We start from the raw sequence: 12,036 nt of genomic DNA, 5'->3' as shown, positions 1-12,036 counted from the left end.
AAAATAAACCACAAGGAGTAAGTTTGAATGTTATTGTATTAAGGTTTTTCAGCCGTGGCCTGTATTTTTTCGTTTTTTTATCTACAAGTTCTGGTTTTTCATCACTTCGCTAACACCACTTTCTGAAAGTGAAAGAATGCAAAATGAAAGACCTGACCCCAGTGGTTTTTAAAATCGATCTGTTTTTATTTTAATAATCAAATAGGATTTCACATATAAAATTTCAGTGAATAGCCTATTAAATAAGGTTGTTTCATGATCTTTACCTGCCTAATTATCACACAACTTTTAAGTTAAGCATAAGCAATTAGTTAAGAAGCCTACCAATAAAAAGTATGTTATAACCACGACTCAAAAACACCAAGCCATTTATCAACAACATATTCAAGGCTGTAATTTTCTTCTACAACAAGCCTAGCTCGGTTGCCGTAATTTTGATTTAATTGATCATCATCGAGTAGAGTTTTTATGGCCGAATACCACTCACTACCCGTTTTTGGGCCAAAACCGATTTCGCCTTTTTCTAAAACCTCTGTATTCATGCCTACGGGAGAGACTACAACAGGCACACCTGCCGACATATATTGAAGCATCTTAAATGAGCATTTCCCCTTAGCCCATTCGGTATCCGCAAGTGGCATTAAACCTATTGACCATTGTGGAAGTTCTGAAAATTCAATCCCAGGATACCACTGTACAAACTTACAATGTGGTCGCAACTCTGCCGGTATGGCACTGGCGTGACTAGTTATAATTCTAAACTCAACATCTTTTGCTTTTTCTATTAATAAAGCTTTCAGATCAGCAATGATAGGTTCAAAAAAAGGTAAATTACCCGCTGTCCCGAGCCAACCAATAACTCGTTTACCATTATTGCTTAGCCTATTTTGGTTGACTTTCATTTCAGATACATTGACTCCAGTGGGGATGATCTGAATATTTTTATTATAATTGGAAAAGTAGTCCGCTAAATAGCTATTACCACAAACAACCCCAATACTTGCTTTAGCTGCATTTCTTGCTGCATAACCCTTTCTATTCAAAAAAATGGCATCGTCAACATCTAAAATTATTTTACCTGGGAGCAAGCGTTCTACTGTTGGTAATGTAGATATTAATTCTCTTTGTAATATTGTTGCATCGGCTCCACGTAACTTATAAATATATGTAATACGTTCTAAAAGTGCTGGCAAAAGCCACAATGGTCTTTTGAATTTTTTAGCTGGAGGATAGCTTGATATTTTAGGCATAACCTGATTTATTTCTATACCTTGTTGTGCAAAAAGCTCCTGAAGAACCCCCACCCTATACCAGCCCGAAGGGGAAGTTTTTCTTGCGATTACAGCGTTTATTTTCAACCTACTTTCCTCTGTATGATTCGACTTATTTAGTTGGCTTGTAATTATTTTTTATTGAAAATAAAAAATTTATCACATAGATAGCGATACCGGCTTTTAATAAAAAATAAAAAGAATAGCCAATGCTATCTTTAAATGTTGAAAGAACAATTGCTGAAAACATTAATGGGTACACCACTACTGCAAAAAGACTTAAAGATTTTAATTTATGGAATAAAAACGCTAATAAAATAGCATAAATACTAAACACAACAATCAAGCCAAACATTCCATAGTGAGGTATAATCGAGAAATAAATACTATAAACATTTCCCATATTTTCAGGGCTATAACCTGCAAAGTCTGCATGTATCGAGCTAGGCACGCACAAACCCACTTTAGATAAAACATGACATGCTGAATTAAAAAAATCCCAATTTGTAGCTATATCTATTTCATTATTAAAGTAGCGTGAAAATAAAATAGGTCCTTGATATAAGTAACCAAACACATGTTCAAATAAAACTATGAATGTATCGCTTCCACCTTTACCTTCAATATCAAATTTCTTAACAAAAACACCACCAAAAAATATAATAGCTAACAAGAGGATTATCGGTAACACAAATATTCTAAACTTAACTCGGTTAGACAAAACTGAAATTATAACGAACCAGCCGAGTATTAACGAAACAAGACCGCTTCGCCCACTAAGAACAAGACTTATAAAGAGAAACGGTAATGCAACAGCCAAAAAAGTCGTTAGCTTTACTTTCTTCTTTATTACGCCAAATAATACGATATTTGCTAATATTCCTACGATAACAAATATATTATTTAATACTGGATTTAAAATCGACTCACCAGATACCGACAACCGCCTTATATTATAAGAAATCTCAGTAAGGTTGGAGCCATGACTAAGTATTTCAGAATAAGCAAAGGGGTAACTTGCAAAGGAAATAAAAGTCCAAAAATAAACAATATGCGTATAGTTTAAACTTTCAAGCTCAAGGTTTTGATACATTTCATTTTTTTTAGAGAAACTATTTAGCAAAAAAGTAGTTAGTAAAGCAACTATTGCAAACCACCCTGCTCCAAATACATATAATAAAACGGCTTCTGCTGATACATAATAAAATCCAATGAGTGGTAAAAAGGATAAAATAGTTAAAGCCACACCCCATGTAAGTAACATAGCTGTTGCAGGTGCAAAAACTGTTTTTTCATAGTTTTTAGATAAATAAGCGCATATTAATAAAGTAATACCACCCGTTAAGGGTATTAATGCAAAACCCCAATCAAACCCCATTAGCTTAGCCTTTGATGATGTTTAATATTTTCTATTAGACTTACAACTTCACCTTTAAGTAAAACAAATAACAAAACACTAAAAACAATAGCACCAAGTAAAATTTTAAATATTAGTAATGGTAACATAGGTAAAATAGTTGGAAGAGCAGAGACAGAAAATGCCATGACTAGTCCTGAGATACCAACTTTAACAGTAAACAACCAAGGAAATGGCGGTAAATTAAAGATCTTGCTTGATAAATAAATGGTTGCAATTAAATAAATAATGAAAGATACGAGCGTAGCATAAGCAGCGCCAATCAAGCCCCAGTGTAAAATTAGAATATAATTTAATATGCAATTAATAACAGCTGCGATTAAAGGAGGAATTGCCTGTAGCCAAGTTGTTTTAGTCAGCTGAAACGTATAATCAAAGTAATAAGATTTAATAGCTGAAAGTAGAACTGACAATGCTAATATTGGCATAAGTGTTATAGCTGTTGATGAGAAAGCCTCGCCAAGAAGAAGTTTCGCAATCTCACTCTGAGTTGCTATAAAACCTAAAGTAACAGGTACCATAAGTAATAATAAGACCTTAAAAGAAGTCGTTAATAGTGTCTTAGTCTTTTCTTCACCCTCTTTTTCATATGTGCTAAGTATTATTGGAAAAGCAGCTAGGTGTATTATAGATGCAACGAATCCTATTGTATATTGAGTAAGGTCGTAGCCAGCTGAATAGATACCAACCTCAGAGCTACCCAACATAACATCTATAAATATGCGGTCAGAAAAGCTTATTATCATCACAAAGAGGTACAGCAATGTTAGTGGCGCGCCGTAAGTCCATAGTTGCCGAAGAACATCTAAATTAAAGCGCTTTAAAGAAATATTCCCCCATAAGCTAACTGCTGGTAAAGATGCAATGAGACATGCGACAGTAAGACTTGCTAATACTGCTGGCATACCGAAGCCAAGCAACAAACTGACGCTACCAAAGCCTAGTAGTAAAAAGTTTTTTAATGCTAATGAAAGCCCATACCGTTTTGGCTGAAGATTAGCATTGATTAGCTTTTGGCTTAACATTAATAATAGTGACACGTTAAAAAGTACTACAAGAAAGATAAAGTCTACTGACAAACTAGGCAGTAAATTGAACAGTTCTAACAGTAAGATGAAAAGAGTCACACTGAGGCTTATCATAATAGCTGTTGACGTAATAGTAGAATGTAGTATATCTCTTTCTGAGTCTGATTTGACAGCTGGCTCAAAACGCCCTAAGCCAATCACTATAAAGTTTGCAAAAATAGCGACTAAAGTCGCTGAAACACTTACAGTTAAAGAGTACCCACCAAACTGCGCAGGAGACATTAGTCTGGTAAATATCATTAATGCAGCTAGTGATGCTAAAGCAGGTAAAAACTTTACACCAGTATAAAGTAGTGTATGACGAAGGATCATAACTTTCTCACAAGGTTACTCATATGTCTGAGACAAAAGAAAACTACATCCCTTTTCATCTTTTGCAGATATTAAAGGTTTAACGCCTTCTACAAATGGCCATTTAATGTTTAAGTGACTATCTGCCCAATGAATTGAATGTTCATATTGAGGAGCATAAATATCAGTACATTTGTATTGAAAATCTGCACTTTCACTAGTGACTAAAAAACCATGAGCGAACCCAGGTGGTACCCATAGTTGTCGTTTATTTTCTTCTGATAAGTACTCTCCAACCCACTGACCGAAAGTTGGTGAGCTTTTACGTAGGTCCACTGCCACATCAAATACTTCACCGCGCGTGACACGAACAAGTTTTCCTTGAGCGTGCTTGATTTGATAATGCATGCCCCGGAGTGTACCCTTTACCGACCTGCTATGATTATCTTGCACAAAAGTTGTTAATTGACCTGTAACATTTTCTTCAAACGTTTTTTGGTTCCAAGTTTCCATAAAAAAACCACGTTCATCTCCAAAAACACTCGGTTCTATTATTTTAACTTCCGGAATACTGGTATCTATGACTTTCATTATTTGTACTCTTTAATGCGCTTTATGGCTTGTTGCCAATCACTTGGCTTTACACCAAAGGTCTCTATAATCTTTTTGCAATTTAACTTTGAATTTTCTGGCCGTTTTGCTGGTGTGGGATACTGCTCAGTTGTAATAGCAGTTAATACTGGTTTTCTGTTAATTAAGTTTTGCTTATCCGCTTGCTCAAAAATAGCTTCTGCAAACTCAAACCAACTGACATGCGGTTCTCCTGATAAATGATATACGCCCCAAGCTTTATTATCTGCTCGAATTGCTTTTATTATATTAAGTAACCCAGTAGCAATGTCACCAGCATAAGTAGGCCCACCAAACTGGTCTCCCACAATACTTAATGCATCTCGATCTTTAGCCAATCGCAGCATTGTTTTAACAAAGTTATTACCATGTTCGCCAAACACCCAAGCAGTTCTTAAAATAATATGACGAGGGCAATATTTTGCTACCGCCAACTCTCCTGCTAGTTTACTTGCTCCATAAACACCTTGAGGGTTAGTAATATCTAATTCGTTATATTGGCCTTTTTTATTGCCTTCAAATACATAATCGGTTGATATATGAAATATTACAGCCCCAACTGAATTAGCAGCTTGTGCTAGGTATTGAGGTCCGTCACGATTAATAGAGTAAGGCAATAATTCTTCTGATTCGGCTTTATCTACTGATGTGTAAGCTGCAGCATTTATAATAAAATCAGGTTTAAAGTTATTTACAGTAGATATTACTTTATTTTCATCTGTAATATCTAGTTCGGAAGAATCTAACGCCAACACATCAGCTAGATCATTTAACTGCTGAACTAAACAATACCCGACTTGGCCATTACACCCTGTAATTAATACTTTCATGATACCCTTAGCGCATTATTTTTCTATAGCTAATTTATTTAAGTATTGGCCATACTCATTTTTAAGCATTGGTAATGCAATGCGCTTCAGATCATCAGAAGTAAGCCAACCTTGATTAAAAGCAATTTCTTCTAGGCAAGCTACTTTTAAGCCTTGTCTGTGTTCTATGGTCTGCACGAAAGATGATGCTTCTAGTAGGCTGTCATGCGTACCTGTATCTAACCAGGCAAAACCTCGCCCTAAGATTTCAACATTAAGTTCACCACGCTCTAAATAAGCATTATTAACACAGGTAATTTCTAATTCACCTCGTGCTGACGGTTTAATTGATTTGGCGATATCTACAACACTGTTATCATAAAAATATAGACCCGTTACTGCATAATTAGATTTTGGCAGCAATGGTTTTTCTTCTATCGAGATGGCTTTGTAATTTTCATCAAATTCGACAACACCAAAACGCTCAGGATCTTTTACTTGATAGCCAAATACCGTCGCACCTTCTTCTTGATTAGCGGCACTCTGCAGTGTTTTACTAAAAGATTGGCCATAAAAGATATTGTCACCCAAGACCAAACAAACACTGTCTTTGCCGATAAATTCTTCACCAATTAAAAATGCTTGTGCTAATCCATCTGGTGAAGGTTGAACTGCATACGTTAGATTGATACCAAAATCTGCACCATCACCTAATAAACGTTTAAAACCTTCATTGTCTTCTGGCGTGGTAATAATTAATATCTCACGAATACCCGCTAACATTAAGACTGATAACGGATAAAAGATCATCGGTTTGTCGTAAACAGGCAATAACTGCTTAGATACGCCCTTAGTTATTGGGTATAAACGCGTTCCTGAGCCGCCTGCTAGAATGATGCCTTTAGTATGGGGATCTGAGTTGGTGGATGAAACGTGTTCATTAAACATCATTTAAATATTTCCTTTGATAACGTCTGATTCATTCTGCACACCCAAACGTTCTAACGAGTAAGAGCCATCCAGCACTCGAGTCCACCAGGTTTTGTTATTTAAATACCAAACAATTGTATTACGCAGACCCGTCTCAAAGGTTTCTTGTGGTTCCCAATGCAATTCATTGCTCATTTTACTGGCATCAATGGCATAACGACGGTCATGACCAGGTCTGTCGGTAACATAAGTGATTTGCTCAGCGTAAGGAGTCTCTTTAGGCACTAGGGCGTCTAAAATACTGCAAATGGTATGTACCACTTCAAGATTCTGCTTTTCGTTATGACCGCCAATATTGTAGGTCTCACCTACTTTGCCGTTGGTGACGACTTTATAGAGTGCCCGAGCATGATCTTCAACGTAAAGCCAATCGCGAATTTGATCGCCTTTGCCATAAATAGGCAGCGGCTTACCCTCTAGTGCATTGAGTATAACCAGTGGGATCAACTTTTCAGGGAAGTGATAAGGACCATAGTTATTGGAGCAGTTAGTCACCAACGTTGGCAAACCGTAAGTGCGCAACCATGCCCTGACTAGATGATCGCTTGATGCTTTTGATGCTGAATAAGGGCTGCTTGGTGCATAAGGGGTGTTTTCAGTAAATAATGGCAGCGCTTCATTAGAGCTCTGGCCATCTTGCTCATCTGGGTGAGGTAAATCACCGTAAACTTCATCTGTTGAGATATGATGAAAACGAAATGCTTGTTTGGCCTCTGCTGCTAATGCGTTCCAATACTCGCGAGTCGCTTCAAGTAGCGTATAGGTGCCTACGATATTGGTTTGTATAAAGCCAGACGGTCCAGTGATAGAGCGGTCAACATGAGACTCTGCTGCTAGGTGCATCACTGCATCTGGCTGGTGTTGTTTAAAGACTCGGTCTAATTCAGCGCGATCGCAAATATCGACTTGCTCGAAAACATAACGTTCACTTGACTCAACACTCACCAATGATTCAAGATTACCGGCATAGGTTAATTTATCAACATTAATGATGCTATCTTGGGTGTTATTGATGATATGACGCACGACTGCAGAGCCAATAAAACCAGCTCCACCTGTGACTAGAATTTTCACTATTAATCCTTAATTTACGTTCTAAGTTTTCAAAAATACTATTTAAAGATAGTATTTCCGAAACCCTCGTCATATTAAATCAGTTCTATTATCGATTATGTAGACACTAGCCTTTTACTTATCTGACTTATATTCGTAGTTGTAGTAACCATAATATCCATAAGCATTACTGGCTTTTTTAATCAAACCATTAAATACCACGCCTTTTACGTCGATGCCGTTTTGCTCGAAGCGATTGCGGGTAAGTTCGATTTCGCGTAAATGATTTTGACCAAAACGGACCACCAATAAGGTTGTACCTGTGTGGGCACTGACAATGGCGGGATCGGTTACTGCTAATATCGGCGGTGTATCAATAATGATGATGTCGTAGGCTGCACTGACCTCTTCCACTAGCTTGCTGAAGTTATCGTGCATTAATAGCTCAGAAGGGTTGGGCGGTATTTGGCCGCGGGTGATCACATTTAAGCCTTCGACTTGGCTTGGCTTGGTGATTTGCTCCAATGTTAATTGACCGGAAAGGTAATCACTTAAACCATCGTCCCACTTAAGTCCAAATTGAGTTTGCAAATAACCTTTGCGTAAGTCGGCATCGATAATGAGCACTTTTTTGCCACTTTGGGCCAGTACTACAGCTAAGTTGACCGATATAAATGATTTACCCACCCCAGGGCTTGGGCCTGAGATGGCAATGATATTGTTTTTAGCTTCCATCATCGCAAAATGTAAGCTGGTACGCAGGCTGCGTAATGCCTCGATAGATAAGTCGGCGGGGTTTTCAAGTGCTAAAATGGTTTTGGCTTTGGCTTTGGCTTTGGCAGTTCTAGCTTTACGCGATTGGCTAAAGTCTAGCAGTTTATCTTGATTGTCTGAATACGGCACGCTGGCATAAACAGGCAAACCGATGGCTTCTATTTCGCTTGGGTCTACAACCCCTTTGTTTAAGGCTTTTTGCAGCAATACAATGGCGACGGCTAACATGCCACCTAACATAGTGGCCATGACCACGATTAAGGCTTTTTTAGGTTTTACGGGTTTTGAAGTATTGACCGCGGCGGAGTCAATAATGCGCACATTACCCACGGTGCCAGCGCGGACGATATCCAGCTCCTGAGTTTTGCCCAGCAACATGGTATAAATTTCGTTACTGACTTCAACATCACGCTTTAAGCGTAATAGCTCTTGTTGGGTTTCTGGCAGATTACCGACCTCTGCGACTAATTGTTTTTTCTGCTCGCTAACCGCACTAATTTGTTCGATTAAGGCTTGGTACTTTGGGTGGTTTTTCTTAAATTTACGGCCCACTTCGAGGCGTTTTAAATGTAACTCTTGCAGTTTAGTTTCAAGTTTGACAACTTGTTCGAGCACCCCTTGGGTTTCCAAAGTGATGTTAATAGACTGACGCTTAATTTGGTAATCGTTAAAGCGTTGCTCAGCAAGCTCAAGCTGCTTTTTAATTTCTGGCAGTTGAACTTCTAAAAACTCTAATGACTTTTGCGCTTCGGCGGAATTTCGCTCCACATTGCGGCGCACATAAATTGCCGCTACTTTATCGAGCACATTTTCGGCATAGAGTGGACTATCACTTTGTAAGCTTAGGTTAATAATGCCTGAGTCTTTACCCTTCTCACTTGCACCTATATCGGTTTGCAGGTCTAAAATGGTATTTAATCGGTTTCTGCGGACTAGGGTAAACTGAGTTCCTGGGCGGGCCTGTAAACTGCGCACGGTTAAGCTGTATTGAGCGTTACTAAGCTCTTGGCCTACTTTGCCTTTTAATATTTGCTCGTCATCGCTATTTAATAATGCAACGCCATTATTGTTTAATGCGATTAGGGTAAACCCTTTGCCAATAGCATTTTTAGGCACATCAAAGCGGAAGATGTTGATACTCTCGCCGCCCCAAGCATAACTGCTGGCACCAAAGCTGGGCTCGGCGATATCGCCTGCATTGATTGGAGTAAAATGCCTAAAAGAGCGGGCGCCAATAAACGGGAATAGATTGGGCTTGGCAACAATATCGAGGGTTAATTTATCAACGGCTTCGCCAATAACAGAGCGCGACTTTAATAATTCAATTTCGGTCACGGCAGCCGAGGTACTTTCGAACATCCCCGCCATATCATCAAGGCCAGGGACAGAGGCCCCGCCGCCATCTTCTACCTGGAGCATTGCGGTGGCTTGGTAAATTGGGGTTGAAAGCACCGCGTATACCACGCCTGCCAACATAAATAATGCGGTTAGAATAATAATAAAGTATTTGCGATCGAGCAGTGCGCCCAATAAGGCCATTAAATCGATTTCTTGTGCTTGTTGAGCAAGGTTTTCAGTTTTTGTTGTAGGCTGAGCACTCATTAAGTTGCCATTCCTTATAGATATTTTTGCCAAGCGCTACACGCGCTATCGATTAATGCGTACACATGCTCAAAGGCTTCTTGGCTTTGGCGATAAGGATCGGGAATTTCTGCATTGTTGATCCATTTCCCGAGTAAAAACGTTTTACCACGCGCCTCAGGGTAGCGGCTGTGGACATCGTTTAAGTGGCGTTGTTCCATAACAAGGATGACACTATTGTTGGCCACCAGTTTTGACGATAATTGCTGACCTTGATGTGCATCCATGATGACACCATGACTGGCGGCAATTTTTTGCGCCATGGCATCGGCCGCTTTGCCCACCAGTGCGGTAAGCCCGGCTGACGACACGGTTATGCTTTTGTCATTAAGCTTATTTTTAAATACATATTCTGCAGTCGGACTGCGGCAAATATTGCCAGCACACACCACTAATACGGAATCAAACATGGGGATAAGTCCTCGTCAATATGGGGTGATTAGTTATTCAAGCCATCAACATTGTCTAATGTGGCGACCGATGGCAGTAACAGACTGATCACGCGGTTCCAACGGGCCAATGGTGCAGAGGTGACATAAACAATATCGTGAGGTTGTAATTCAAATTGTTCCGCTAACACTAATGAGGCAATATTTCTGGCGTGCAATTGATATACGTCGGCTAAAATGCCGGTTTGCTGATAATTGCGTTTACGTAATACAAAAATGCCATTGGCATCGGCAGTGTTTTCGTTTAACCCGCCGGAATCACTTAATGCTTCTGCTAGGTTTAAGCCATAGCGGTTAAGCATTACGGTGCCGGTTTTTTTAACATCGCCTAATACAAATACTTTTTGCGCATCGTTGCGGTTAACGTGCACTATGTCGCCATCTTGCAGTAAGCGGTTTTGTGAAATATCACCTTGTGCGTAAAACTTATCTAACTGGATAACCTCAGTGTTATCACCTCGGGTAAAGGTGACCGTGCGCCAATCGGCGGCCTCTGATAAACCGCCCGCTTGGTTTAATGCATCAATTAAAGTTAAGGGTATTTGGGTGATGGGATAAACACCCGGTTGAGTCACCTCTCCAGTGATGTAGGTTTTTTGGCTTCTAAAGCCAACCACTTTAATGTCTACCTGGGGTTTTTCTATCACCTTGCTTAAACGTGTTACCAATTCTTTATGTAATTCCGTGACAGTTTTACCTGCAGCGGGAATATTGGGCGCATAAGCATAAGTAATGGTGCCGTCTTCTTGTACCCTAAAACCATCAAACTCGGCAGTACGTTGCACTGCGGCAGGAATAGTTAACTCAGGATGATCCCACACGCCGATGGTTAATACGTCGCCAACCCCTAATTTATACTGGTAATGACGGGTGTTGAGCCCCGCATTACTTGACATAGGTTTAGGCTTTTTCCGTTGTTGTTTTTGGTGCGCAATTAATGATGCATCAATGATTTGAATATTAACATTATCTAGGTCTTGCTCGAGGTTACGAGTCTGATCACCAGAATCAATCCCTTCAAAGTGGCTTCCCGGGATCATGCCGCAACCTGACACTGTGACAAGCACTAATGAAGTAATGAATATTTTGTAGCTGAACGTCATTGTAAGACCCTAAATTATTAAACTATTTTTAAAATTTTTTTACCCGTAATGGGTGTGATCAAGCAAGAGCCTAGATCGCTGCGCGGCTAGAGGCTAGGAATAATGCGCCCGCGGCTGCTAGGACGACCTGCGGTCTTCGAGGACGCTTCGCTGCTAGATGCTATACAATCAACAGCCAAGTAGTGCTAGATGGCAAGCCAATATGATGACAAGCGATATCAAGCGATGACAAACGATATCAAGCCAAAAGCCTAAGGGCATGATGACAAGCGATATCAAGCTGGCAAGCCTAGAGCGCTGCGCTGCTAGGACGCTTCGCGGCTAGAGGCTATACAATCGAGATGACAAGCCAAGAGCCTAGGTGCTAGAGAGCTCAATCCGTGAGCGCAGCGTTCGCTTGTTATCTCTTGTTATCGTTTCTGAAGCTGTCCCTAGAAGCGATTCTAGCAGGACGAAGTCCGCTCTAGAACCTAGCAGGACGAAGTCCGCTCTAGAACCTAGCAGGACGAAGTCCGCTCTA

At 39.8% G+C, this 12,036-nt stretch carries 10 protein-coding genes; all 10 read right to left on the bottom strand.

All coding sequences use genetic code 11. From position 1 onward, the window contains the following. Positions 1–338: 338 nt before the first annotated feature. A complete protein-coding gene (locus AAEZ02_RS14760; protein ID WP_351123763.1) occupies positions 339–1,358 on the bottom strand; it encodes a glycosyltransferase in 1,020 nt (339 codons plus the stop codon). A 25-nt stretch (positions 1,359–1,383) separates the two neighbouring features. Further along, positions 1,384–2,649 carry an O-antigen polymerase gene (locus AAEZ02_RS14755; protein ID WP_351123760.1) on the bottom strand — a complete coding sequence of 422 codons (1,266 nt, stop codon included), beginning with the start codon at positions 2,647–2,649 and terminating at the stop codon, positions 1,384–1,386. Next, positions 2,649–4,088, bottom strand: a complete 1,440-nt coding sequence (locus AAEZ02_RS14750; protein ID WP_351123757.1) for an oligosaccharide flippase family protein — start codon at positions 4,086–4,088, stop codon at positions 2,649–2,651. Before AAEZ02_RS14750 ends, AAEZ02_RS14755 begins: the two co-directional genes overlap by 1 nt. A gap of 15 nt (positions 4,089–4,103) precedes the next feature. Beyond that, a complete protein-coding gene (gene rfbC / locus AAEZ02_RS14745) occupies positions 4,104–4,658 on the bottom strand; it encodes a dTDP-4-dehydrorhamnose 3,5-epimerase (protein ID WP_351123754.1) in 555 nt (184 codons plus the stop codon). Further along, positions 4,658–5,527, bottom strand: coding sequence for a dTDP-4-dehydrorhamnose reductase (rfbD, locus tag AAEZ02_RS14740; protein ID WP_351123751.1), 870 nt, complete (start codon positions 5,525–5,527; stop codon positions 4,658–4,660). Before rfbD ends, rfbC begins: the two co-directional genes overlap by 1 nt. A 15-nt stretch (positions 5,528–5,542) precedes the next feature. Beyond that, on the bottom strand, positions 5,543–6,457 hold the full coding sequence (gene rfbA, locus AAEZ02_RS14735) for a glucose-1-phosphate thymidylyltransferase RfbA (protein WP_351123748.1): 915 nt from the start codon (positions 6,455–6,457) through the stop codon (positions 5,543–5,545). Further along, on the bottom strand, positions 6,458–7,570 hold the full coding sequence (rfbB, locus tag AAEZ02_RS14730; protein WP_351123745.1) for a dTDP-glucose 4,6-dehydratase: 1,113 nt from the start codon (positions 7,568–7,570) through the stop codon (positions 6,458–6,460). A 114-nt stretch (positions 7,571–7,684) separates the two neighbouring features. Next, a complete protein-coding gene (locus AAEZ02_RS14725; RefSeq protein WP_351123742.1) occupies positions 7,685–9,925 on the bottom strand; it encodes a polysaccharide biosynthesis tyrosine autokinase in 2,241 nt (746 codons plus the stop codon). Positions 9,926–9,939: 14 nt separating this feature from the next. Next, a complete protein-coding gene (locus tag AAEZ02_RS14720) occupies positions 9,940–10,374 on the bottom strand; it encodes a low molecular weight protein-tyrosine-phosphatase (RefSeq protein ID WP_351123740.1) in 435 nt (144 codons plus the stop codon). Between the two features lie 29 nt (positions 10,375–10,403). Beyond that, a complete protein-coding gene (locus AAEZ02_RS14715; RefSeq protein WP_351123737.1) occupies positions 10,404–11,516 on the bottom strand; it encodes a polysaccharide export protein in 1,113 nt (370 codons plus the stop codon). Between the last annotated feature and the right edge of the window lie 520 nt (positions 11,517–12,036).

The organism is Shewanella sp. T24-MNA-CIBAN-0130 (assembly GCF_040310185.1).
Taxonomy (GTDB): domain Bacteria; phylum Pseudomonadota; class Gammaproteobacteria; order Enterobacterales; family Shewanellaceae; genus Shewanella; species Shewanella psychromarinicola.
The sequence above is the reverse complement of the archived record's forward strand: the minus strand, read 5'-3'. Positions and strand labels throughout refer to the sequence as shown.

Bases quoted from the DNA above. Each gene is read 5' to 3' on its own strand.
- AAEZ02_RS14715 (WP_351123737.1), bottom strand. From the start codon at position 11,516: ATGACGTTCAGCTACAAAATATTCATTACTTCATTAGTGCTTGTCACA.
- AAEZ02_RS14725 (WP_351123742.1), bottom strand. From the start codon at position 9,925: ATGAGTGCTCAGCCTACAACAAAAACTGAAAACCTTGCTCAACAAGCA.
- rfbA (WP_351123748.1), bottom strand. From the start codon at position 6,457: ATGATGTTTAATGAACACGTTTCATCCACCAACTCAGATCCCCATACT.
- AAEZ02_RS14720 (WP_351123740.1), bottom strand. From the start codon at position 10,374: ATGTTTGATTCCGTATTAGTGGTGTGTGCTGGCAATATTTGCCGCAGT.
- rfbC (WP_351123754.1), bottom strand. From the start codon at position 4,658: ATGAAAGTCATAGATACCAGTATTCCGGAAGTTAAAATAATAGAACCG.
- rfbD (WP_351123751.1), bottom strand. From the start codon at position 5,527: ATGAAAGTATTAATTACAGGGTGTAATGGCCAAGTCGGGTATTGTTTA.
- AAEZ02_RS14755 (WP_351123760.1), bottom strand. From the start codon at position 2,649: ATGGGGTTTGATTGGGGTTTTGCATTAATACCCTTAACGGGTGGTATT.
- AAEZ02_RS14750 (WP_351123757.1), bottom strand. From the start codon at position 4,088: ATGATCCTTCGTCATACACTACTTTATACTGGTGTAAAGTTTTTACCT.